The following is a 24,604-nucleotide window of genomic DNA, read 5'->3' on the forward strand; positions in this document are numbered from 1 at the left end:
CAAGCGGCTCCGGCTGGATCCGGCGGGGCGGCACCATGATCTCGCCCGCATCTTCGACCGGCTGAACGAGCGCTACTTCCGGAGTCGGATCACCGCCGCCATCACCTATGGCCCGGCGCCCCGGGTGAAGGGGCCGCGCAAGAGCATCAAGATGGGCTCCTACTCGGCGGACGCGAGGGTGATCCGCATCCACCCCGTGTTGGATCAGCCGGTGGTGCCGCGCTACTTCGTCGAGTGGATCGTCTTCCACGAGATGCTGCACCACGTGTACCGCGTGAAGCGGGGCGAGGATGGCCGGCGGTGCGTCCACCCGCCCGAGTTCCTCGAGCACGAGCGGCGCTTTCACGACTTCAAGCGCGCCCAGGCGTGGGAGGACGAGAACCTGGATTTGCTGCTGCGCTCCCGCGTCGGTGAGTGACGCGGGGCGTCAGTCTCGGCTCACGGGAGGATGAGGCCGCCCGGGCTTCGCCGCTCCGTGGACGCGGGAGCGGGCGAGGCGGGTGTGGAGGCGGCTGCCTCTGGCGAGGGCGCTGCGGCCTCGGCCTGGAGCGCTCCGAGCCGGATGACCTTCTCGAAGAGGGACTCGGCGAAGCGGGAGAAGGGCTCCTCGGGGCCGTGGAAGAGCCTGCGGGCCTCGGCGCGGGCCACACGGGCGGCGGGTGCACGGTCCGTGCGCTCGAAGAAGTCCGCCATGCGCCAGAGCCGCAGTCCGTAGAGCCTGCGCTGATCCGGGGTGAAGAAGGCCCGGGCCAGGGCGCGCACGGCCTGGAGCGTCTGCTCCTCGCGCTGGACGCCCGAGAGCGCCAGGGGGCTGTGGGTGAGCTCTTCCACCTTCTGCAGCACCTTGCGCACCTCGGGCTCGGGCGGCAGCCACGCTTCGATCTCCATCGTCTCGTGGAGGGTGTGGCCCTCCAGCACGCCCTTGACGTCCTCGGGCTCTGGGGCGGGAACGGAGGGCTCGGCGGTGGCTGGCTGCACACCGTAGTGACGGAGCGTCGGCTCCATGTCCTTGGGGAAGGGTGTGCGCGTGCGCAGGTTGAGCGCCGCAGCCTCGGCGAGCAGGGTCGCGGCTTCCTCCCGGGAGGTCTCCACCGCGTAGAGGGGCTCGGTCGCCTCCTTGATGCGTCGGCGGTAGCTGCTCCGGGTCACCTCGTTGAGGGAGAGCTCCAGCACGCCGAGCTGATCCGAGAAGACGACCTGGGCCGCCTCGATGCCGCCGCCGCGGAGGGGCCGGGCGAGGATCAACCCGCGCTTTCCCTCGGTCGTGACGCTGGTGACGAGGCAGGGCCAGACCTCGGTCTCGGGGGCGCGCGAGTGCGGCTCGGGCTCGGGGCGCGGGGCCTCGGCGACAGCGACGCCTTTGGAGCGCAGGCGGTAGAGCGCCTTCTTTGCTGCCTTGGCCAGGGGCTTGACGCTTGAGCGGGACAGCGCCTCGGGGAGCGCAGCGCTGCCGGCGAGGACGGCGCCCTCGAGGATGGCCTCGGCCAGCGGTGCGGGCAGGGCCTCGACAGCGGCGGGCGTAGCGGAGGCCGCGTCCTTCGCGAGGGTGCGGGCCTGCTCCACGGCCTCCGGAGTGAAGTCGGTGAGCGGCGCGCCGGAGCGGAGCGCGTCGAGCAGGGGACGGGGCTCGTGAGGGTTGGGCATGGGCGCCTCTTCATACTGCACCCCAAGGGGGGTGTGGGGGGCTGCACGCTGCGGCCGCTCACTCTTCCACACCCGGCTTGTCAAACCTGAACAGCCCTCGAAGCAGCAGGCTGGCGCCTCAGCGGCGCCGCACGAGCCAGCTGTCGCCCGCATGTGCCACCACGGCGAGCTCCGTCTCGAGCCGGGCACCGAACACGCGCACGGGGTGGACGCCCCGCACCAGGAAGTGATCGTAGAAGCCGCCCAGGGTGTCGTAGTCGAAGTCCTGCGGCCGCCACTCCGAAGGGAACGTGGGGGGCACCGGGCCCACGTAGCGCAGGGGAGAGTGGGGCGTGAGGGCGAAGCTGAAGTTCGTGACGCCGCCACGCTCCCGGGCGAGCACCGCGGCGCTGTGGAGGTAGACGGGGAAGCGCACCACCTGGGAGCGGTAGTCGAAGATCAGGCCCATCACCTTGGGCTGGGGCGCGGTGGCCGCCACGAGCGCATCCCACTCGGAGGCCTCGCGCGAGAAGGCCCGGAAGCCCCGGCCGAGCACGACGCCGAGCAGCAGGGCACACACGGCGCTCGCCCACAGCAGCGGGCGCGAGTGGCTGGGCCGCGTGACGGGCACACTGGCGATGAGGAGCGCGGCGGCCAGGTGTGCGTAGCGCGTGTTCAGATAATAGATGTACCCGCGGATGTCGAAGGGCAGCAGGAAGAAGAGGGCGAGCGCGATCACCCCGAGCCCGAGCATGCGGAAGCGAGCCACGCGCCCCTCAGGGTGAGGGCCACCGAACGCCAGGCCCAGCCCCAGCCCCACCGCCGCCACCCCGCCCACCGCATAGAGCGGCCACCGATCCGAGCCGTCATGGAAGAGGTTGGCGAGCACGTGGAGAAGCTCGGCCTGGTTCTGCTCGAAGGACTTGAAGGAGAGGTTCTCCGGAGACAGGAGCGGCCCCCAGGCCTTCCACGGCTGGCCGGGCGCGATCTCCGCGGGCTGGCCGAGCCGCAGCCCCACCCACCCCAGGAAGAGCGCCACGCCGGGAACCACTCCCGCGAGCGCAGGGAGCCGAGGCTTCCACAGGGAGCGCCGAGGGCCGCTGTCCTCGGGCACAGGTGTCGTGAACAGGAGCCACGGCAACCCGAGCCCGAGGAAGAAGAAGGCCTGAACGTGGAAGAGGAGGACGGCGACCAGGCACACCGCCAGGCCCGCGGACCACTGGCGGCGCCGAGGCACGTCGGTGAGGGCGCGCACGAAGAGGCCGCAGCACAGGAACGCGAGCGGCAGCGAGGCGCAGTAGTTGACGAAGCCCCAGGCGAAGCTGTCGCCATAGGCGAACGGCAGCGCGAGCAGCGAGGGCCACGTGGGCCGGCCCAGCGCGCCCAGCAGGAAGGCGAGCGACAGCGACAGGCCCGTCACGTAGCCGCTGAGGAAGAGGCGGTTGGCCACCTCCAGCGGCAGCAGCCAGTTCAGCACGCTGACGAGGTAGTAGTAGCCCAGGTACGGCGTGAGCGCGTTCCGCGCGGCGAACAACTGCGGGTAGAGCGTCGTCGGATCATCCAACCGGTGCAGCACCGAGATCAGGTGCAGGTGCTGGGGCAGATCCACCATGGGCAGGGCGCTCGCCACCCAGAGCGGCGCCACTCCCAACAGCAGGGCCACGGCATACAGGATGCGGTCGGTTCGCTCAGACACAGAAGAGACCTTGGCTCATGCTAACGGGTGGGCAGAAGTGTGATAACATGCTTGTGCGGAGACGAGGCGCTGGGGTATAGGCGCTCGCGACTCGGGTGTTCAGGGTGTAGAGGGCTGTTGCAGGGTGTTGCCCGAAGGAGGAAGCAGATGAAGCGCATCGGAATGACGGTAGCGGCCCTGGGCATGGTGGGCGGACTGCTGCTCGCCCCGAGCGAGGGGCACGCCTGTGCGAAGCATCAGCGCGCGGCCGCGACTCAGGAGGCCACTCCCTCGGAGAAGAAGGAGGGGGCGGCGCAGGCGCGCCCGGCGCAGAGCCCGCTGAAGGAAGTGGACGATCTGCTGTCGGCCAAGTGCCAGTGCAGCAGCAAGGCCGACTGCACCTGCAAGAAGGGCCAGTGCCAGTGCTCCAAGTGCAAGCACGGCACCCGGCAGGTGATGGACGCCCTGCGCCAGCAGACGCCGGCGCTCAAGCTGGAGGACGCGCGCTACGACGCGTCCGCCGGCGTCTTCATCTGAGGAACGCCAGGAGGGCGCCTACTCCCGCGCTCGCTCTCCGCCGGGCACGGCGGGGCGCTCACCCTGGGACACCAGCACCGGCCAGCCGCGCGCCATGGCCTCGCGGAAGAACGTGGCCAGCTCCCGGCGGCACTGGTTCACCGCACCCAGGAACGGATCAATCAGCGCCTCTTCGCCGAGGCTGCGCGTGGGGCTGAGCTCCACCGGGGCGCCGCACCGCTCGCACCGGATGGACACCGGCCTCACCAGCGACACGGGCACAGCATAGCGGGCGCTGCACTCCGCGCACTTCCACACCAGCGCGCGCTCACCGGCCTCGAGGCGGGCGAGCCCCTCCAGCTCATCCGCCAGGCGCAGCAGCGCCGGCAGATCTCCCGGCGGCTGCGCGAAGACGGCCGAAGGGCCAAAGCCCGTGCCGGGCGAGCCCAGCTTCGGCGGCCGGTCGCTCTGGAGCAGGGCGCGGAGCCGGTCCCGAGCGCGCACATCCCGGAACTCGGCGCCACCCAGGGCGCGCTCCACGGCCTCGGGGATGGGAGGAAGCTCCGGCTCGAGACGATCTTCAGCCGGCAGCGCCCGAGGGTGATCGACGACGCGGAAACCAGGGACAGCTAGGAATCGAAAGCCCACACGTGCTCCATCGCACCCCGGCCCAGCGGGTGCAAGATGCGTGTTTGGATTTACTGCGCTGGATGACACTCCCGGAGGAGGTCGACGCCGCGCGTCAGGACCACTCCAGCATGCGCTCGAGCGGCGCGCGCGCGGCTGCCTGCAGATCCGCTGGGAGGATGAGCTCCGGCGTGCGATCGCGCATGCAGCGGTACAGCTTCTCCATCGTGTTGAGCCGCATGTACGGGCACTCGTTGCAGGCGCACCCGTTGTCCGGTGGCGCGGGGATGTACGTCTTGCCCGGCGCCTTGAGCTCCATCTGGTGGATGATCCCCGCCTCCGTCACCACGATGAACTTCTGCTTCGGGCTGGCCACCACGTAGTCGAGGATGCCCTTGGTGGAGCCGATGAAGTCCGCGTGCCGCAGCACCGCCTGCTCGCACTCCGGGTGGGCGACCACTTCGGCGTCCGGGTGCTCGACTTTCAGCTGCACGAGCTTCTTCTCGCTGAAGATCTCGTGGACGATGCAGCTGCCCGGCCACAGGACCATGTCCCTGCCTGTCTGCTTCATCACATGCCGGCCGAGGTGCTGATCCGGCGCGAAGAGGATCTGCCGATCCTTGGGCGCGCGGTGGACGATCTTCACCGCGTTGGAGGACGTGCAGATGACGTCGCTCATCGCCTTCACCGCCGCCGAGCTGTTCACGTAGCTCACCACGAAGGCGTCCGGGTGCTTCTGCTTGAACGCCTGGAAGGCGGCCGGCGGGCACCGATCCGACAGCGAGCACCCAGCCTTCAGATCCGGCAGCAGCACCTGCTTCGTGGGGTTCAGGATCTTGGCGGTCTCCGCCATGAAGTGGACGCCACAAAAGACGATCACGTCCGCCTTCGTCTTCGCGGCGGCCTGAGCCAGGGCCAGGCTGTCTCCGACAAAGTCAGCCACATCCTGTATTTCACTCTCCTGGTAATAATGCGCCAGGATGACAGCGTTCATCGACTGCTTCAGGTCCTGGATCTTCGCTTCGTAATCCGTATCGACGCCCATCGGATCTCCTCACCATTCATTTAATCGGACGGTTGGGATGGAGCCAACCTCCGTAAGCAATGCTCTCTCGGAGCAAGCTCCAGCTCGGGGCGAATCGGGAAGGCTTGGCTTGTGAGTGAGACGTATCAAAACCGTTCGCTGGCACCCACGAGCGGAACCCAATGGTGCAACTTTTCTTCACAGGGGAAAGCGGTTACCTTGCTGTCTCGCTGACTTTGTTCCCTGGCCCGCACCCTGGCGGCTGTCGGGGCGGTCCCTGGCGCGCATGGAGAGCTGTGATGAGGAAGGCCTGGCATAGCACCGAAGGCGCGCGCTGTAGGAGGTGCTGATGGTCGCGCACGATCAGTCAGTCTTGATCGTCCACCCGGACCCAATGGTACGCGCCGGGTTGGTGGCGGCGCTGGCCCCTCGGCAGATCATCGCGGTTCCCACTCGGGACGACGCGGCGCGCACCCTGGCGGAGCGGGTTCCGGACGTGGTGCTGGCAGACGCGATGGAGGCGCGGCGCTTCATCCGGGATCTGGATCGGCTGGCGCCGCGCGCGCTCCGGGTGTTCCTGTGTCCCAAGAGTCAGACGGAGGCCATGCGCGAGCTGGTGGACGTGGCGTCCGAGGGGCATGAGTTCCACACGGTGGATCCCACCGTCCCCATGGAGGAGATGACCCGCAGCTTGAGCGAGCTGATGCGTCAGCGCTCCTCGCGGCGCATCCCCACGGTGGGGCTGGCGGCCTCCTTCTATGTGGACGGCCAGCAGTTGCACTCCCAGTGCCTCAACGTGGGCAACGAGGGCTTCCTGCTGAAGCTGCCGGTGGATGCCCCCATCGAGCGGCTGCCGCCCGGCACCCGCCTCTTCGATCTGCGGGTGGAGCGCGCCGGCAAGCTGGTGCTGCGGGCCGCGGGCGGCTTTGTGCGGCACATCGGGCTGGAGCGCTCGCAGGGAGATGCCTTCTTCCGCGTCGGCATCCAGATGGAGCGGGCGGGCGCCAGCATCGGGTACGTGGAACTGGCCACCGTGGATGATCGGGTGCGCGTGCTTGCGGTGCTGCGGCGCGTGCTCCGGCATGGCACGCTCCAGTGCACGCTGGTGCAGGGCGTCCGGCGCCGTGAGGAGCTGGCCGTCACGCTCGTCGAGAGCGAGGAAGAGGCTCGCCCGGTGCTGCGGTGCGCGCCGCCACAACATTGGTCCGTCACTGTCGGGGATGTGGTGGAGGTGGTCTTCGATCTGAGCGGCAAGAGCTACCGGGGCTTTGCCGCCGTCCTCCGCACCGAGCAGAGCGGCTTCGTCCTGTCGCTGCCGCGCAGCCTGTCCGTCTACCACCGGCGCAGCAGCACGCGCTTTCGGACGGGAGAGGACCAGTCCTTCGCCGTCTCCTTCGTGTCCCCGATCACCCACGAGCGGATTGTCCACCCTGTGATGGACCTGCACGCCGTGGGGCTGTCCTTCGTGTACGACGCGGCGCGCGAGGTGCTCCCCGTCGGGCTCGTCATCGACGACTTCATGCTGGTGATGCCGGACGGCACGCAGGCGCGCTGCAGCGCGGAGGTGCGCGACAACGCGGCCCTGCTGGAGCACACGGCGGGCGGCATGGCTCGCCCCTTCCGCTGCGGGGTGCGGCTGCTCAACGTGCTGCCCGAGGCGCGCGAGGCCGTCATCAACGCCTTCATGCAGGCCCGCTGCCCCCAGGTGCGGGATGGGCGCGAGGAGCCCTTCCAGAAGACGTGGGAGCTGGTCCAGACGGTGCACATGTTCCACCCGGACTACCCCTTCGAGGAGGGTCCGCACCTCCAGCTCCTGGAGGACACGTACCGCAAGATGGCAGAGGCCGGCGAGGGCCTGGCGCGCACGTTCGTCTACTGCGACGGGCCCAAGCTGCTGGGCCACATCTCCGGGGTGAGGACGCACTCGCGCACGTGGATGATTCAGCACCTCATGGTGCAGCCCACCGTGCGCCGCGGCGAGAGCATCTCCCGGGATCTGTCCGCCCTCTGCGTGGACTACGCGGAGGCGCAGGATGATCTGAACTACATCCGCATCTTCTGGCGCATCCAGAACAAGTGGCCAGATCGCATCTTCGGGTGGATCGCCCGCTCCATGGCGAGGGAGGGGCTCACGGATCTGCGGACGCTGAACTACACGCGGCTGGCCTTCACCCAGCCCCTGCGCACGCGCAAGGGCCTGCCCCAGGTGCGGCCCGCGACGCAGGCGGATCTGCAGTGGCTGGAGGGGCACATCCGCGGGCGTGGCGAGGTGGTGCGCTTGCTGGCCGATGATCTGCTGGCCAGCGAGGCGCAGCTGCAGACGCTCTCGGCTCGCTACGCGAAGGATGGACTGCGGCGCGGGCGCTCCCTCTTCGTGGTGGATGGAGAGCACGGGCCACTGGCCATGGCGCTGGCGGACGAGGCCACGCCAGGCCTCAGCTGGCCGGAGATGACGACGGGGTTCTCCTTCGTCGTCCCGGATCCGCAGCACCCACGGGCCGCGGAGGCCCGCGACGCGCTCTCGGTGCGGTGCGTGGAGCACTACCGGGAGCAGGGCAAGCGCTCGGCGCTCGCGCTGGTGCAGGATGATGAGGTGGAGGGGCTGGTGGCGCTCGGCTTCCGCTGGCACTGCCGCGTCGCCCAGTGGACCGGACACCGCAGCGTCGCGCGCACCTGGCACATGCTGATGGCGGCCGTGTTCGAGCGGCTCCAGAACCGTGCCTCGCGGCAGCCGGTGCCAGGCGAGGGGCGGGCCGAGTGAGCCCCTACCTGATGGAGTCCGACGAGGAGGCCCGGCGGCTCGCGGAGCAGGCACGAGCCCTGCCCATCCATGGCCACCTGCTCGCCACCGGCCTGGCCCCCGGCATGAAGGCCCTGGATGCTGGATGTGGCCCGGGGGTCATCACCGCCGTCATGGCAGAAGTAGTGGGCCGCCAGGGGAGCGTCCTGGCGGTGGATGCCCACCCCCAGCGCCTGGAGGAGGCTCGCGCCCACTGTGCGCTGCTGCCTCAGTGCTCCTTTGGCCAGGCGGACGTCCGGAAGCTGGATCTGCCCGGGGACACCTTCGACTACGTCTGGTCCCAGTTCGTCCTCGAGTACCTGAAGGAGCCGGAGGCCGCGCTGGCCGAGCTCATCCGCGTCACCCGCCCAGGAGGCCGGGTGGTGATCTCCGAGGTAGACGAGCCGGGCCGGCACATCTGGCCCTGCCCGCCCGACATCGAGGAGGGGTTCCGAAAGTTCAACGCCGCGGTGGCCGCCGCGGGGCTGGACCTCCAGGTCGGCCGGAAGATGTTCCACTTCTTCCGCCGGGCCGGCTTGGAGCAGATCCGGGTCCATCTGGCGCCATTGTGGGTCGTTGCAGGCGCGGCGGACGGCCGGCTGCTCAACGACTGGAAGCAACGCTTCACCACCTTGGAGCCCGTGGTGGCCCCTTCCTTCGGGGGAGTGGAGGCCTACCGGGCTTCTTGCGAACGCTACCTGGAGCTTCTGTCCGATCCAGACGCCTTGAAGTATTCTGTGCTTCTGATCACGGAAGGGCGCAAGCGTTGACGGAGGCAGTACCACCCGAAGTACAGCAGCCCGAAGAGCGGACACCGGATGATGCTCCTGAGCTGAGCGTCCGCGTGGTGTCCGTGCTGTTGCTGTATTTCAGCCGTGAGTACGGCGAGGCGCGCACCCGCGCCCTCTGGCCGAAGTACGGCCTGGGCTTGTCGTACGAGTACCTCACCACGCTGACGAACTTCATCTCCTTCCAGTTCCTGCAGCGGCTCGTCAACGTGCTCGTCGCGGAGACGGGGGATCCGGACTACACCCGCAAGGCGGGCCGGCTCTCGTTCACCCCGGAGGCCATCGGGTACCTGTTCCACGTCGTGCGGACTTTCGGGACGGCGCGGGCGGTGTACCTCAAGCTCGTGGAGCTGTTCCCCACGCTGAACCGGGTGGCCCAGTTCACCATCGAGGCGCTCTCGAGCAACCACATGGTGATCTCGTACCAGAGCCGGCACCCCGAGCTGAGCCGGCACCTGTGCGAGGGGCGGATGGCGCAGTTCGCCTCCGTGCCGACGATCTGGGATCTGCCGCCCGCGCAGGTGATGGAGCTGCAGTGCCAGGTGCGCGGCGCGGACTGCTGCCGCTACGAGCTGGCCTGGCACGAGCCGGTGCGTGGCTGGCGCATGGGCGCGGGCTTGCTGGCCGGAGTGGCGGTGGGCACGGGCATGGGCCTGCTGGGGCTGGGGCCGCTGCCGGTGCTGGTGCCCGCCATCGCGCTGGGGGCTGCCTCCTTTGGAGCGTGGCTGGACGCTCGCCAGGAGGTGCGGCGCAAGGACGAGTACCTGGCCGCGCAGAACGAGGGCCTGCTGCAGTCCCTCAGGGACTTGGAGCGGCGCTACGACGAGATCTTCCGCAGCAACCTGGCCCTCGAGGACCGTGTGGCCGCGCGCACCCGGGAGATCACCGAGGCCAACGCCAAGCTGGAGGATGCGCTCATCACGCAGAAGGAGCTGACCCGGCTCAAGAGCGAGTTCTTCGACAACGTGAGCCACGAGCTGCGCACGCCGCTCACGCTCATCCTGCTGTCGCTCGAGTCGCTGCTGCAGCGCGATCCGGCCACCATCCCCAGCCCCGTGCGTCAGCACCTGGCGACGATGGACCGCAGCGCCCAGCGCCTCCTCAAGCTCATCAACAACCTGCTGGATCTGGCGCAGATGGAGGCCGGGAAGACGCGGCTGCGCTACCAGCCGGTGGAGCTCTACGGGCTGCTGAACTCGCTGCTGTCACCCTTCAAGGTGATGGCGGAGAAGAAGGGCATCCGGCTGGCCCTGGAGGGCGACAAGGTCACCGCCATCCACGCGGACGTGGAGCGCATCGAGATCGTCTTCCAGAACCTGATCTCCAACGCGCTCAAGTTCACCCAGGAGGGCACCGTCACCGTGCGCATCCGGGAGGACGAGGCCGTGGTGCACGTGGAGGTGGTGGACACCGGCCCCGGCATCGCACCCCAGGACATCCCCGTCATCTTCGATCGCTTCGCCCAGGCGGACTCCACCGGCACGCGCCGCTTCGGGGGCACGGGCATCGGGCTGGCGCTGGTGAAGGAGACGGTGGATCTGCACTCGGGCCGCATCGGCGTGAAGAGCGAGGTGGGCCGGGGCTCCACCTTCCACGTGCAGCTCCCCAAGGGCACCAACCACATCCGCGAGGATCTGCGGGATCGGCGCGTGGTGGAGCTGCCCGTCCGCCGTGATCGCCGCTCCTACTCGGGTCTGCCCGCGGTCCGCCCCGGCGCGGGGCCCGCGGACACGGTGGGGCCGGCCTTGCCCGAGGAGACGGCTTCGCCCAACGCGCCGCGCATCCTGGTGGTGGAGGACGACCCGGAGATCCGCACCTTCGTCACCAGCGTGCTGCGCACGGAGTACCGGGTGCTCGAGGCCACCAACGGCGAGGAGGGCTGCGCGCGCGCCACCAAGGAGCGGCCGGATCTGATCGTCTCGGACGTGATGATGCCGGTGATGTCCGGCCTGCAGATGTTGACCCAGCTGCGGGGGATCTCGGAGACGGCGGACATCCCTGTCATCCTCCTCACCGCCCGGCAGGAGGTGTCGGAGAAGGTGGAGGGCCTGGGGATCGGCGCGAACGACTACCTGGGCAAGCCCTTCTCGCCGCGCGAGCTGCTGGCCCGCATCGAGGCGCAGCTGCGGCTGCGCGAGGCGGCGGTGAGGGCCGCGGAGAACGAGCGGCTGGCCGCCACCGGCCTGCTCACCTCTGGCTTCGCCCACGAGGTTCGCAACCCGCTCAACGGGCTGATGAACGCGATGCTGCCCCTTCGCGACGCCATGCTGGGGGCGCAGCCGGACCCGGTCATGGCGCAGGCCATGATCGAGGTCATCGAGGAGTGCGGCACGCGCATCCGCTACCTGGCGGAGTCGCTGCTGTCCTTCGTGCGCACCAACGACAAGCCGGTGCCGGTGCACCTGGATGCCTCGCTGGACTCCACGCTCAGCGTGATGGCGTGGCGGGTGCCCCAGGACGTGGTGGTGGAGCGCGACTACCGGTGCGACGTGCCGGTGATGGGCGATCCGGGCTCGCTCAACCAGGTGTGGGTGAACCTGCTGGACAATGCGCTGCGCGCGGTGGGCACCACCGGGCGGGTGAAGGTGGCCACCGAGCGGGACGGGGACATGGCGGTGGTGTCCGTCACGGACACGGGCGTGGGCATCAAGCCGGAGGACATGGAGAGGCTCTTTCAGCCGTTCTTCTCCACGCGTGCGGCGGGGGAGGGCACGGGGCTGGGGCTGGCGCTCTGCCGGAGGATCATCCTGCGCCATGGCGGGACGATCCGGCTCACGAGCGAGTACGGCAAGGGCACCAAGAGCGAGGTCCGCCTGCCGCTCAGGCACGGCGAGAGCCTGCAGGCCGGCGTGGACCGGTCCCGCAGGCTCGCCTGACGTCCCGCTACTTCACGTCGTGCATGAGCCGGCGCACCGGACGCTGCAGCAGCAGCAGCACCACGGCGCCCACCGCGGACGTGTAGACGAAGATGGCGAAGTAGCTGGTGGGGACGATCCGGCCCCACATCTCTCCGAGGCTGCCGCCCACGTACTGGGCCACGGCGTTGCTCAGCATGAACACGCCCATGAAGAGCGAGGCGAAGCGGACCGGCGCCAGCTTGGTCACCATGGAGAGGCCCACTGGCGAGATGCACAGCTCGCCGAAGACGGCCAGCAGGTAGCTCAGCAGCAGCCAGGTGCCGCTGACCCGGGCGGCCTGGCTCTTCTCGGCCAGGGTGGTGATGGCCTGGCGCCACTCCGGCTGCGCACCGGCACCCACGAGCTGGGACTTGGCCACGGGGCTCAGCGGCGCCACCAGCGCCACCGTGAGCAGCTCTGGATCCCAGCGGGAGACCAGGCCCTCGCCCTGCTTGCCCGTCAGCGGGAAGACGTAGCCCGGGGGCAGGGTGTCAAAGGTGAAGGTGAGGGGGTGCTCCGGCGCAGCGGTCTCTGCGGTTTTCTCCAGCGCCTCTACCTGCTTCAGGTAGGTCTGATCCACCGTGGGCTTGAGCGCGTTGATGACGGCGAAGGGCGCCAGCACGCCGCGCACGGACAGCTCCTGGGTGGCCGGGTCATAGCTGAAGCGGCCCGCGTTCAGCTCCTCGAGCTTGATCTCCTGTGGCACGGCTGCCAGCGACACCCGGTTGACGGCGCGGTCCTCTGACGTCGCGGCGGCGACCATCACGACATCCGAAGCGGCGATCAACACGACGGCGGCCAGCATCTTCGCCGCCGAGGGGACCTCCCGGCCGCGGCGAGCCAGCGCCGTCCACATGATCGCGAACAGCGGCGCGAAGATGACGATGAAGATCGCCGGCGCCCCCTGGTAGTACTCGGCCGACAGGTCGATGCCAAACAAGTCGCGTTGGGTGTTGTACTCGGCCCAGATGTTGAGTGCGTTGCCGGCCTGCTCATAGGCCATCCAGAAGAGCACCGAGAAGGTGAACAGCAGGAAGATGACGGTGCTCTTGTCGCGCGAGACGCCCTTCACGGTGAGCAGCGTGAAGCCCATCCACGCGCCGATGAGCGAGAAGGCCACCGGCATGATGACATTCGTCCACTGCGCCTGGCCCGTGGCCGCCAAGTAGATGAAGCGCGCCGGCACCACCGCCGCGAGCACGAAGAGCAGGTAGGGGAACACCTTGGCGATGGCGCCACCCACGCCGCGGGTGCCCGGCAGCTGCTCGTCCGGCTCCACGGCGGGAGCGGTAGGACTCGCGGCGCTCGGAGCCTTTCGAGGAGTCACCTCGCTCAGGTTGCCGGCCTCCTCGATGGCGCGCAGCACGTGCCGCTGGCCGAAGAGGAAGATGATCAGGCCGATCACCATCCCCACGCCCGCGGCGGCGAAGCCGTAGTGGAAGCCCATGCCGGGAGTGGGGCCCATGTTCTGGCGCAGCCAGCCGCACACCACCGGGGCCAGGAAGGCGCCGATGTTGATGCCCATGTAGAAGATGGTGAAGGCACCATCCCTGCGCGGGTCGCCCGGCTTGTACATCTTCCCCACCATGGTGGAGATGTTGGGCTTGAAGAACCCGTTGCCGGCGATGAGGAAGGCCAGGGCCGTGTAGAAGAAGGGCAGCGGCTCGAAGGCCATGAGGAAGTGGCCAATGGCCATCAGCACCGCGCCGGCGATGATGGAGGCGCGCAGGCCCAGGAACCGGTCCGCGATGAAGCCTCCGAGCAGCGGCGTCAGGTAGACGAGGCTCGTGTACCACTTATAGACGGCCGAGGAGTCCTCGGGCTGGAACTGCAGGTAGTTCAGCAGGTACAGCACGAGCAGGGCGCGCATGCCGTAGTAGCTGAAGCGCTCCCACATCTCGGTGAAGAAGAGGATGTAGAGCCCCCGGGGGTGGCCCTTGGGGGTGCTAGTGGGAGGGGGCCCTCCCACGGCCGAGGCCTGGCCCGGGGGGAGGGTTTCTGCGGCGGAGGGTGAGGCGGACATGTGTGCCGCATCGAACCGGTCAGGTCACACTCCTGTCAAGCGCCCCCCTCGGTATGCCCGTGCGGCGCCAGCGACGCTCACGCTCCCTTGGCCGCGAGGTCCGGCGCGGCGCGCTCGCCCACGGGGATGGGGGCCGCCTCCTGGTAGTAGTCACGGACCTTGTAGCGGCGCGCCATGAGGGCCATGCCCACGCCCGCCAGCGCGGCCAGGCCCGCGTAGAAGAAGAACTGGGCCGACCCGGTGAAGATGTTGAGCGCCGCGGCGATGGCGACCGCCACATTGGCCAGCGTGGAGTTGAGCAGCCACAAGCTCTGCACCACGCTCTTCATCTCGCGCGGGGCCTGCGTGTAGGCGAACTCCAGGCCCGTGGTGGACACGAGGATCTCCGCGAGCGTGAGCACGATGTACGGGGCGATCTGCCACGCGATGTTGAGCCTCGTGCCGTCCTCGATGATGACCTGGTAGTAGCCGGCGATGATGTACGAGACCGCGCCGATCACCAGCCCCAGGGGCATGCGGCGCAGCGGGGTGAGCTCCCAGCCCAGCCGCTGGAAGGCCGGGTAGATCACGACCGCGAGCAGGGGGATGAGGATCATCACCAGCAGGGGGTTGATGAACTGCATCTGGCTGGGCTGGAAGGTGAACCCGGCGACCTGCGGATCCATGGCCCGCGCCTGCACCACCCAGGTGGAGGCCTTCTGATCGAAGAGCATCCAGAAGAAGGGGATGGTGGGCATCAGCAGCAGGTTGATGCGCAGGACGGCGCGCACGCCCTCGAGCGCCTCCTCGGGGTGCTCCTGGCGGGCGCCGGAGAGCCAGTCTCCTCCGCGCTGCTTGGGGTTGCGCACGGCGGAGGCGACGACCTTGAGGAAGGAGTGTGGGTTCTTCCCGGTGGGGGGAACGATGACGTAGTGGCGCCGGCCGGCCCAGTAGATGATGGTGGCGATGAACATCAGCACGCCGGGGATGCCGAAGGCCACCGCGGGCCCGAAGCTCTTGAGCGCCAGCGGGATGAAGAGCGAAGCGAAGAACGAGCCGAAGTTGATGGACCAATAGAAGATGGCGAAGACCTTCTTCACCAGGTCCTTGTTGTCCGAGGTGAACTGATCCCCCACCATGGCGGCGACGCACGGCTTGATGCCGCCCGAGCCCAGGGCGATGAGGAACAGGCCTGTGTAGAAGCCGTTGACGCTGTTCTCGAAGATCGCCAGGCACGCGTGGCCCGCGCAGTACAACAGGCTCAGCCAGAAGATGACGCGGTACTTGCCGAGGAAGCGGTCCGCCAGGTACCCGCCGAGCAGCGGGAAGAAGTAGACCCCGGACATGAACAGGTGGAAGTGCGACTTGGCCATCGCCTCCCGGGCGGCGGGATCCGGGTGCGCGTTCCTCAGCAGGTAGTCGATGAGGAACACCGTGAGGATGTTCCGCATCCCGTAGAAGCTGAAGCGCTCACACGCCTCCTGGCCGATGATGAACGGGATCTGCGGCGGGAAGCGCTTGCGCGTCGCGGGAAGGGTCTCGGCCATGGAGGAGCGTCTCGGCAGAAAATGTGGAGTTCCAAAGACGTGAGCCCCCGTGCCTACCGCATGGGTGAGGCCTGAGACAACCCATGCCGTGTGGGTGGAATTATGCAAGCATGGTTCACAAGGCGCGTCGAGGCTGGACGCGCTCGCGTCCCAGAAGAACGCAGCGGGAGCTCAGCGGTGACCGTGACGCGGATGGGATCGGGGATGCGTGTGACTCGACCTGTCCCGGCGAGGTGCAGGGCCCGACGCTGATCCTCCACGGCAGCAGTGAGATGACCTTGGAGTGCGGCGTGGACACGTGGACGGATCCGGGCGCCGACGCGTGGGACATGGCGTGCACGCCGCTGGAGGTGCACCGGTACAACTCGGGGAGTGATGCGTACGGCCCCGGGCCGGACACCTCCGCGGAGGGGACCTATTCAGTCCAGTACATCGCCTGGAACGCGGCGGGGACGACGGTGAGCGCCATCCGCTCTGGACGCGTGCTACGGCAACCTGGCGCCCACCGTGCGGAAGACGGGCGAGGTGAACGGGTGGGTCGCGGGCTCGTACACGGTGATCTATGAGGTGACGGACAGTGGCGGCAACAGCGCTCCGCCAGTGACGCGCAGGGTGGACGTGATCAACTGCCCCTGGTAGCACCGCAGTCAGGCAGGACAGCTCAGCCGGTCCACGAGCGAGCCGCGGATGCTTGCTCGTGGACTTTGGGCGGATGCAAGGCGTGGGGCTGGGGTACCACCTTGGTGGTACAGCTTCTTGTTGGCTCGTTGATGTATCTGTTTGGGATATCCGAGCCTGTCCAAGAAAGCATTCTTTCGGCCCCGCGAAATGAGCAAGGTCAATCCCAGCGCTGTGAGCATTGTTCCCGCAGACCCTGTCAAGGGGGCTGCTGCTCCCGGCGAGCCAGGGGCTGCCTTTCCCGCCAGCGACACACCGGCGCCGTTCACGCCCAGCCCGAGTGCTGTGAATGCCCATTCCAAGCCGGTCCAGCCTCTGAAGGAGGCGAAGCCGCAGGGGCTTGCCGCCGCGCTCGTTCCTGGGACTCGCATCCATCAATACGAGCTCATCCGCCAGCTCGGAGCGGGAGGAATGGGGACTGTCTTCCTCGCTCGCGATACACGTCTGGGCCGGCGTGTCGCCATCAAGTTTCTTCACAGCACGGCCTCCGAGATCACACGGCGCTTCATTCTCGAGGCCCGGGCCACCGCGCGCTGTAGCCACGAGAACATTGTCATCATCTATGAGGTGGGTGAGTTCCAGGGCCGCCCGTTCATGGTGCTCGAGTACCTGCCGGGCCAGCCGCTCAACAAGTCCGTCGGGGCGCAGCGTGTGCCACCCCTGCGTGCCGTGGAGTTGATGGTGCCCGTGGTGCGGGCTCTGTCCGCCGCCCACGCGGCGGGCATTGTCCACCGCGATCTCAAGCCTGAGAACATCCTCGTGACCGAGTCAGGCGCCATCAAGGTGCTCGACTTCGGCATCGCAAAGGTCCTGCAGGGGCCGGATCTCCAGGAGGAGGGCACTCACATCGCGCGCATGCCCATGCTCAGCGATGCCAAGGCCCTCTCTCTGGCGGCGAAGGCGGGCGAGGATCTCTCCAACCTCACCCGCAGCGGTGTCCTCGTAGGCACGCTGTCTTATATGTCGCCGGAGCAGTGGCGAGGCGGCGCGGACGTCGATCACCGGACGGACATCTGGGCCGTGGGCATCCTCATGTTCAGGCTGCTGGCCGGGAAGCATCCGCTGGATCCGCTTCGCGGCCCCCAGCTGATGGTCACCGCCTCCCTGGAAGAGGCGATGCCGCGGCTGCGCCATATGGCGCCGGAGGTGCCTCAGGAACTGGCGGACGTCGTGGACCGATGCCTGCTCAAGCGCAAGGAGGAGCGCTATTCGGACGCAAACTCGCTCCTGCAGGCCTTGGAGTCCCTCCTGCCCGGCCGCTCGACCCGGGAGCTGCGTGTCGACGAGATCCCCTATGCCGGCCTCAGCTCCTTCCAGGAGGCGGATGCGGACCGATTCTTCGGCCGCTCCCGGGAGATCGCTGCCCTGGTGCACCGCATCAACGATCGGCCGCTCATGGCCGTGGTGGGGCCATCGGGCGCAGGCAAGTCTTCGTTCGTCCGCGCCGGGCTGTTGCCGGTCCTCAAGCGCTCCGGCGAGAGCTGGGAGTCCTTCGTCGTCCGCCCTGGCCGGCACCCTCTGGCGGCATTGGCCAACCTCGTCACGCCGCTGGTACGTGCGTCCGTCTCGCTGGCGAAGGACATGGAGGAGTACGACCAGGTGGTCGAGCGCATCCGTGCCGAGCCCGGCTTTGTCGGCTCCGTGCTGCGCAGCCGGGCCCGTCATGAGCGGCGGAGGATCCTCCTCTTCGTCGATCAGTTCGAGGAGCTCTACACGCAGGTGCCGGACGCACGTGAGCGGCAGGCCTTCACCGCCTGCCTGTCCGGCATCGCCGACGATGCCACCTCACCCATTCGGGTGGTGCTCTCCATCCGATCCGACTTCCTGGACCGGGTGCCAGAGGACGAGCACTTCATGGCCGAGCTGGGCCAGGGGCTGTTCTTCCTCCCTCCGCCGAGCAAGGACGGCCTGCGCGACGCGCTGGTGCAGCCGGCGGAGATGGCGGGCTACGGCTTCGAGGCACCGGAGACCGTCGAGCAGATCCTCCAGTACCTGGAGACGGCCCAGGGCGCGCTGCCGCTGCTGCAATTCGCCGCCACCCAGCTCTGGGAGCTGCGTGATCCGGTGCGCAAGCTGCTCACCGTGCAGGGCTACCACTCCATGGGGGGCATTGAGGGCGCGCTGGCCCGGCACGCCGACACGGTCCTGGACGAGCTGTCTCCCCAGGCGCGTGCGCTGGTCCGCTCCATCCTCCTGCGCTTGGTGACACCTGAGCGCACCCGGGCCATCGCCTCCATGGAGGAGCTGAGGGAGCTGACGAAGGATACGGCAGAGCTCCAGCGGCTGACGGACCACCTGGTGCAGGCGCGCCTGCTGGTGGTGCAGAAGGGGGGAGAAGCCAGCGCGGCGACGGTGGAGATCGTCCACGAGTCGCTCATTCATGGCTGGCCGACGTTGAAGCGGTGGCTGGATGAGAACCAGGAGGACGCGGCCTTCCTGGAGCAGCTCCGCAATGCGGCCAGACAGTGGCAGGCGAAGGAGTACGACAGCGGCCTGCTGTGGGGCGGCGAGATGGTGGAGGAGGCGCGGCGGTTCCGGCGCCGCTACCAGGGGGAGCTCCCTCAGGCGCAGGAGGACTTCCTAGAGGCTGTCTTCGAGCAGGCCGCGCGTGCGGTCCGGCGCAAGCGCATGTTGTTGGTGGGCTCGACGGTGATCCTGCTGCTGCTGGTGGCTGCATCCTCGGTGGCCCTGGTGGTGATCCGGGGTGCTCAGGTGACGGCCGAGAAGGCGCGGTCGGAAGCCGTGGTGGCCAAGGAGGAGGCCGAGCAGCAGGCGCAGAAGGCTCGGACCTCCGAGACGAAGGCACAGAAGAGCCTCGCGGAGGTGCAGGCCGTCCAGCTCGAGCTCCAGGACGCCTTGAGCCGGGAGAAGAAGACCGGCGACCAGCTCGAGGCCGCCTACGCCCGGCTCCAGGGCACGAACGAGGAGATGGCCAAGACCCTACGCAAGGAAGAACTGGCCCGAAAGCGCGCCCGGTTCATGCAGTGGAGATCGGACCGGAGCGCCTTGGAGGCTCGCAAGGCCCAGCGGGAGCTGGGTCTCGCTGTGGAGGAGCTCGAGAGGAAGCGGGACGCGGACTTGAAGCTCATCGAGGAGCTCAAGAAGCGCGGCACCCATGCCACGGAACTGAAGCAGTAGGGGCGCTCGGATGGGAATGAAACGGATCACTCTCAGTATCGCATGCACGCTGGTATTGCTCACGGCGCCCTTGGCCTTCGCGCAGTCGCTGCACCAGCAGCTCAACTCTGGCGCAAAGAATCCCTGGGCTACGGGCGTATCCCCGGAGCGGCAGACAGCCGCCACGGACTTGTTCAAGCAAGGCAATGACTACTACGAGCGAGCGTTCTTCCTGAAAGCCTCCGAGCTGTACCGCAAGGCGCTCGATCACTGGGACCATCCTGCCATTCACTACAACCTCGCGCTCTCGTTGATGGACACGGGGCAGAAGTTGGAACTCCGCGAGCACTTGGAGGCGGCCTTGCGCTACGGAGCCAAACCTCTCGACGAAAAGCTCTTCGAGCACGCCCGCAAGCTCAAGGTCTTCATCGAGAAACAGCTCATTCGAGTCGAGATCTCCTGTGACGTCGCTGGCGCTTCCGTGAGCATGGACGGCCGGCTGCTGTTCACAGCTCCAGGGCGTTTTGAGGGATGGGATCTCCCTGGCTCGCATGTCCTGGTGACGAACCAGGAGGGCTATCCACCCAATGAGCGGATCCGGACCCCCCGAGAAGGGGAGGTGATTAGCCTGCACATCTCCCGTGTGTATGACGATGGCGAGCTGACGCGCTATCGCAGGCACTGGGCCACGTGGAAGCCATGGGCCATGTTTGGAGCAGGCGTGGCTCTGGCAACAGGAGGAGGAGTTCTCCACCAGCAGGCTCGAAATGACATCCGGGAGTTCGACGCGCGAGCCACGGAATGCGAGCTGGACGGGTGCCCGCTGACGCCGGAGCTCGACGGCTTACGCAGCCGAGGCGCGCGGTTTCAGAAGATGGCGATAGGGACCTATGCCGCAGGAGGGGCGCTGGTCTTCACGGGGGCGCTGTTGGCATTCATCAACCGCGCCGAGCCCTACCGCCTGACGCCTGATGAGCACGAGCAGGGAACACAGGTTGTGCTCCAGCAGGTGGATGGAAGGCACGAGCTGTGGGTGACGATCCGATTCTGAGGTTCTCAATGAGACGAAAGAGACTGGAACATTCCTTTCTGTATCGTGGTGCCCTGTATGTGGGAGCGTGGATGTCATTCCTGCTCCTCTCCTGTATCGAGACTGAGAGCGTGATCTGTCCCTCCGGACGGGTTTGTGCCCCTGGATTGATGTGCGCCGTCACTCAGGACATCTGTATCGAGACGCCTTGTGGCGATGGCATCACCCAGGCGGACGAAGCCTGCGATGATGGCAATGTCATGAAAGGAGACGGCTGTAACGAGTCCTGCACTTCGAACGAGACCTGCGGCAATGGCATCCAGGATCCCTCGGAAAAGTGCGATGACGGGAATACCGTGTCAGGGGATGGCTGCAGTGCGGACTGCCAGTCGACGGAGTTCTGCGGCAATGACTACCTGGATGTTGCCAAGCAAGAGAAGTGCGATGATGGCAATACCACGAGTGGGGACGGTTGTAGTGCGGACTGCCAGTCGACGGAGTTCTGCGGCAATAACTACCTGGATGTTACCAAGAGAGAGAAGTGCGACGACGGCAACACCTTGAGCGGGGATGGCTGCAGCGAGGACTGCCTCTCGACGGAGTTCTGCGGCAACAACTACCAGGATGTTGCCAAGCAAGAGAAGTGTGATGACGGCAACTCTCTTGGTGGGGATGGATGCAGTGCGGATTGCCGCTCGACGGAGTTCTGCGGCAACGACTACCTGGATGGTGCCGCAGGAGAGAAGTGCGACGACGGCAACACCTTGAGCAGGGACGGTTGCAGTGCGGACTGCCTCTCGGACGAGACCTGCGGCAACGGCTACCCAGACCTCTTCAAGAATGAGCAGTGCGACGATGGCAATACCAGCGGTGGGGACGGTTGCAGCGCAGACTGTCTCTCAGACGAGACCTGCGGCAACGACTTCCCAGACCCAGGCGAGGGATGTGATGACGGGAACAACAGCAACGATGACGGGTGTAATGCAGACTGCACGAACCCGGAAAACCGCTGCGGTAACGGCCTGGTCGACTCTGGCGAAGAGTGCGATGACGGCAACCCGATTCACACGGACCACTGCCTGAATACCTGCAAGCGAGCGAGGTGTGGTGACGGAGTTATTGCCACGCAAATCAATCCGCCCGAGCAGTGTGATGATGGAGGCGAGTCCAGTGAGTGCGATCTCGACTGCACGGAGGCCAGGTGTGGAGACTTGGTGGTGAATGGCAAGGCCAACGAGGAGTGTGACCACGGGGTGGAGACTCCTTCCTGCACTGCGATGTGCCGTGTCTCCCATTGTGGAGATGGGTACAGCAATCCTGCTGCCGGTGAGGCCTGCGATGATGGCAACGCGGACTCCTGTGGCACATGCAGCGCGACGTGCTCGCAGGCAAGGACGCCCACAACTGCCAAGGGGCAACTCAAAGCAATCCCGGGCAATCAATTTGATGACGGAGAGACCTTCGTTCTCGATGACGGACTGTCTCGTCCACTGACCTTCGTATTCACGGACGTTGATGACAGCGAAGATACCGACGATCTCAAGTTCATCCAGAATGAGGGGTCAGCATGGGATATGGCCGATGCCATCCGGGACAAGATCAATGCTCAGGAACCGCTCGCCATAGAAGCAACCTTGCCGGGGATTCTTGGTTTCACCGTTGTGCTCCGTCACACGGAGCAAACTGCGCTGGGAAATCAGCGGATCATTGAATCCGTACTCAACCCGAACTTCTCTGTCGAGGGCATGTCTGAGGGGCGGGCAGGTGATTGCGCTCAAGGGATTGGGTGCATGGGGCCTGAAGATTGCGCGCCAGGTCTCGAATGCACCACCACCACCACCACCACCGCGAAGGTTTGTCAGCAGTAGCCAAAGGGGGGGCCATGGCCATGCCTGTACTGGGGAGAGTGCTGTCATATGTCGGGCGGGCGCTGAGCGGGGAAGTCTTGGCTCCTAGCAAGGAGCCGGTTCCTCCTGCGCACGCCGCCAGCAGCCAAGCGGTGGCGGCCCGGCTGGGACGGGACCCCTGGGAGGGGAGCCAGCAGAGTCGACGTCGGTTGGAGGCAGCCCTCAGCGAGAGCGAGGCGAAGGCCATCGCCGAGCGATGGAAGACCTGGGGCGACTCTTCCGTGAGCTCCGCGGGGCGGTGTCGCATGACGAGCGGCTACCAGGCCTGGCGGCAGCGGGTCGAGGCCTTCCTCTCGAAGCCACCCGCCGCGATGCGGCACCAGATCGAGCCCTGGCGCCACTGGCTGGGCGAGTACGAGGCCTATACACGGTGGATGAGCACCCAGAAGGGGCCTGCTCCCAAGGTGCCTGGCCCAGTTCCCTTCGAGCTGGTGGCCCAGGTGCTCGATGGCGAGCCCATAGGCCCGCCTCCCTCCTCCTTCCGGCGAATCCTCATCTACCACGTCAAGCTTCCCGACGGTGCCCGGTACTCCTTCCAAGATGATCCAGTGCAGCTCGATGGCAAGAGCGCGAGCCATGAGACAGGCATCTCCCGGATCGGTTTGAAGATCCATAAGCGCGCGGAGCTCGAGGCACTGTTGGACGAAGCGGGCATCACCGATGCCACCGAGCGCAAGGTGCTGAAGAAGATCGCCGAGCAGGAGGGCGGCTTCGAGGCGATCAACACCTGCGATGCGGGCGAGGTCTCCGTGGGCTTCGTGCCCTTCACCTCAGGCGAGGCCGGTGACGGCCCCCTCAGCCGGCTCCTGAGGAGCATAAGGGTCGCCGACCCCGGCGAGTTCGACGTCTATTTCCGAAGCCTGGGGATCGACGTGGGGGAGAAGGGGCTTATGGTGGTCCACCTGGAGCAGGGGCGTCTTCTCCAGGGGAGAGAGGCCGTTCGCGCCCTCAGGGACGACAAGCGGCTGAGCGCCGTGTTCCAGAATGCCGGGGAGAGATCCCGGATGTATCAGATCGCCCAGCTCCGGCTCGCCAAGGAGATGTACTACGTGGCGTCGCACGACTTCGCCCTGAAGACTCTGGTCAAGTCGGGTGACAGGGCGCTCGTGATCACCTTCTTGGGAAGGTATGGCGACGTGCTCAGGTCCGAGGCGGGGAAGGTGGCCCTCATGGATCGTGCCGTGCATCGAGGCGTAGGAAACACCCGGCAGGTCTTCAAAGAGGCCTGCATCTCCGTCATCCATGAGAAGGGCCTCAATACCCTGAGAGCCCTCGCGGAGTATGAGGCGCTCATCGTTCCCATCCTGCAGACCGCGGGTCGCATCCGGGCGCTGGAGGACAAGGAGCTGAGCCAGCCCGGGCCGCCGCCAGAGCACTGAGCTCGCGGCCTCTCGAGCTCGCTGCGAGCGAGCCGCACGAGCCACGCGTCGGCTTCAGCTCGGGCTCGGCGTGGCGACACCCTCGGGTGGGACGGGGGGCTCCAGGAGGCGGCCGAGGCAGTCCTGCCCCGGGGAGGGGACCAGGGTGGTGCGAGGCCGGTACTCCCAGTGCCATGGCTCCGACTTCACCGTTCGCCGGAAGCCAAAGCGGCACGCGTTGGCAGCGAGCCACTCGTACGTCCTCGTGTGGGTGCTGCCGACCGAGATGTCGACCGCGGTGCCGCGCTGGTGGTTCGAGCGCCCCGGTCGCGCCGCCCGTGCTCCCAGGCCCTTCCGATAGAGGCGGTACAGGTACTTCTGCTCCTTCCAGGAGCGGTGGCCGCTGATCACCCAGAGCCAGAGCCCTGCCCCCCGGGCCTCGGAGTACATCTGCTCGAAGGCCGTGGCGGCATCCCGGCGCAGGTGCTCTCCGCCCGAGATGCGGACGAGCTGCCGCGGGGGATCGACTTTCCTGGCCGCCGGCTTCTTCCGGGAAGGCGGGGGCATGGAGCGGCGCCGTTCCTCGCTGGCGAAGGCCGTCGGGGCTAGCAGACACAATATGAAGAGGGCGATGCTCCAGCGGAGCAGCGACAGCGGCATCTCGACTCCTGACCGAGGGGCCAGGACACGGATTTCGCGTATTTATTCCTGTTTGACAAAGCTCAGGGGGGCGTGGGCTTGCCCGGTCGCCCGGTCTTGAGGGAGGGTTGTAGCCATGTCGGGGCCCGAGCGAAGACCCCCTGTCGTTGAGGAGGAGCGGAATCCCCGCGTCCGGTTCCTCTACAAGGCGCTCGGCTTCTTCTTCGTCGGCCTGGGGGTGCTCGGGGCTTTCCTGCCGGTGCTGCCCACGACGTCGTTCCTGCTCCTGGCGCTGTGGGCCTTCTCGCGCAGCTCCCGCCGCTTCCATCACTGGCTGTACACGCACCCCCGCTTCGGGCCTCGGCTCCAGGAATGGCACGAGCACGGCACCATCCCC

At 67.3% G+C, this 24,604-nt stretch carries 18 protein-coding genes and 1 pseudogene; 12 read left to right on the forward strand and 7 right to left on the reverse strand.

What is annotated here, in order from left to right; genetic code table 11:
- Positions 1-418, forward strand: a pseudogene (locus tag VD972_RS00560) (hypothetical protein); the annotation flags it as partial.
- 20 nt (positions 419-438) lie between these two features.
- Here VD972_RS00560 and VD972_RS00565 read toward each other — a convergent pair.
- Positions 439-1,644 (reverse strand): hypothetical protein, encoded by a 1,206-nt coding sequence (locus tag VD972_RS00565; protein WP_324979109.1) that lies wholly within the window; start codon positions 1,642-1,644, stop codon positions 439-441.
- Between the two features lie 118 nt (positions 1,645-1,762).
- Entirely contained in the window at positions 1,763-3,319 is a 1,557-nt protein-coding gene (locus tag VD972_RS00570) for a hypothetical protein (protein ID WP_324979111.1), read from the reverse strand.
- A gap of 147 nt (positions 3,320-3,466) precedes the next feature.
- Here VD972_RS00570 and VD972_RS00575 point away from each other — a divergent pair, with 147 nt between their 5' ends.
- Complete coding sequence (locus VD972_RS00575; RefSeq protein ID WP_324979113.1) at positions 3,467-3,835, forward strand: metallothionein; 369 nt, start codon at positions 3,467-3,469, stop codon at positions 3,833-3,835.
- Positions 3,836-3,853: 18 nt separating this feature from the next.
- Here the strand turns inward: VD972_RS00575 and VD972_RS00580 are convergent, their stop codons facing one another.
- Positions 3,854-4,462: a hypothetical protein gene (locus tag VD972_RS00580; RefSeq protein ID WP_324979116.1), complete on the reverse strand. Its 609-nt coding sequence runs from the start codon at positions 4,460-4,462 to the stop codon at positions 3,854-3,856.
- A 94-nt stretch (positions 4,463-4,556) separates the two neighbouring features.
- On the reverse strand, positions 4,557-5,486 hold the full coding sequence (gene nadA, locus VD972_RS00585) for a quinolinate synthase NadA (RefSeq protein WP_324979119.1): 930 nt from the start codon (positions 5,484-5,486) through the stop codon (positions 4,557-4,559).
- A gap of 328 nt (positions 5,487-5,814) precedes the next feature.
- On the opposite strand from nadA, the gene VD972_RS00590 reads away from it, so the two are divergent.
- From VD972_RS00590 to VD972_RS00600, 3 genes are read left to right on the forward strand one after another with little or no spacing between them, the layout of a single operon-like run.
- Positions 5,815-8,226: a PilZ domain-containing protein gene (locus tag VD972_RS00590; protein ID WP_324979122.1), complete on the forward strand. Its 2,412-nt coding sequence runs from the start codon at positions 5,815-5,817 to the stop codon at positions 8,224-8,226.
- Positions 8,223-9,014 (forward strand): methyltransferase domain-containing protein, encoded by a 792-nt coding sequence (locus VD972_RS00595; protein WP_324979125.1) that lies wholly within the window; start codon positions 8,223-8,225, stop codon positions 9,012-9,014. The genes VD972_RS00590 and VD972_RS00595 overlap by 4 nt, the downstream gene beginning before the upstream one ends.
- The gene (locus VD972_RS00600; RefSeq protein WP_324979128.1) at positions 9,011-11,908 is read left to right on the forward strand and encodes an ATP-binding protein; all 2,898 of its coding nucleotides are present in this window, start codon (positions 9,011-9,013) and stop codon (positions 11,906-11,908) included. Before VD972_RS00595 ends, VD972_RS00600 begins: the two co-directional genes overlap by 4 nt.
- Positions 11,909-11,915: 7 nt before the next feature.
- Here the strand turns inward: VD972_RS00600 and VD972_RS00605 are convergent, their stop codons facing one another.
- Entirely contained in the window at positions 11,916-13,952 is a 2,037-nt protein-coding gene (locus tag VD972_RS00605; protein WP_324979132.1) for a peptide MFS transporter, read from the reverse strand.
- Between the two features lie 77 nt (positions 13,953-14,029).
- Complete coding sequence (locus tag VD972_RS00610; RefSeq protein ID WP_324979135.1) at positions 14,030-15,478, reverse strand: POT family MFS transporter; 1,449 nt, start codon at positions 15,476-15,478, stop codon at positions 14,030-14,032.
- 110 nt (positions 15,479-15,588) lie between these two features.
- Between VD972_RS00610 and VD972_RS00615 the strand changes: the two genes are divergently transcribed.
- From VD972_RS00615 to VD972_RS00640, 6 genes are all read left to right on the forward strand, one after another.
- Entirely contained in the window at positions 15,589-16,044 is a 456-nt protein-coding gene (locus VD972_RS00615) for a hypothetical protein (RefSeq protein ID WP_324979139.1), read from the forward strand.
- Positions 16,004-16,117 (forward strand): immunoglobulin-like domain-containing protein, encoded by a 114-nt coding sequence (locus VD972_RS00620; protein WP_324979142.1) that lies wholly within the window; start codon positions 16,004-16,006, stop codon positions 16,115-16,117. Before VD972_RS00615 ends, VD972_RS00620 begins: the two co-directional genes overlap by 41 nt.
- Positions 16,118-16,441: 324 nt before the next feature.
- The gene (locus VD972_RS00625) at positions 16,442-19,294 is read left to right on the forward strand and encodes a serine/threonine-protein kinase (protein ID WP_324979144.1); all 2,853 of its coding nucleotides are present in this window, start codon (positions 16,442-16,444) and stop codon (positions 19,292-19,294) included.
- A gap of 16 nt (positions 19,295-19,310) precedes the next feature.
- Entirely contained in the window at positions 19,311-20,324 is a 1,014-nt protein-coding gene (locus VD972_RS00630; protein WP_324979146.1) for a hypothetical protein, read from the forward strand.
- Positions 20,325-20,395: 71 nt separating this feature from the next.
- Complete coding sequence (locus VD972_RS00635; RefSeq protein ID WP_324979149.1) at positions 20,396-22,171, forward strand: DUF4215 domain-containing protein; 1,776 nt, start codon at positions 20,396-20,398, stop codon at positions 22,169-22,171.
- Between the two features lie 188 nt (positions 22,172-22,359).
- Entirely contained in the window at positions 22,360-23,589 is a 1,230-nt protein-coding gene (locus VD972_RS00640) for a hypothetical protein (protein WP_324979152.1), read from the forward strand.
- 54 nt (positions 23,590-23,643) lie between these two features.
- Here VD972_RS00640 and VD972_RS00645 read toward each other — a convergent pair whose 3' ends face one another.
- On the reverse strand, positions 23,644-24,228 hold the full coding sequence (locus tag VD972_RS00645) for a M15 family metallopeptidase (protein ID WP_324979157.1): 585 nt from the start codon (positions 24,226-24,228) through the stop codon (positions 23,644-23,646).
- Between the two features lie 115 nt (positions 24,229-24,343).
- On the opposite strand from VD972_RS00645, the gene VD972_RS00650 reads away from it, so the two are divergent.
- Positions 24,344-24,604: YbaN family protein (locus VD972_RS00650; protein WP_324979159.1), on the forward strand; the 261-nt coding region annotated here is incomplete at its 3' end.

It is taken from the genome of Hyalangium sp., from assembly GCF_035629615.1.
Classification (GTDB): Bacteria; Myxococcota; Myxococcia; order Myxococcales; family Myxococcaceae; genus Hyalangium.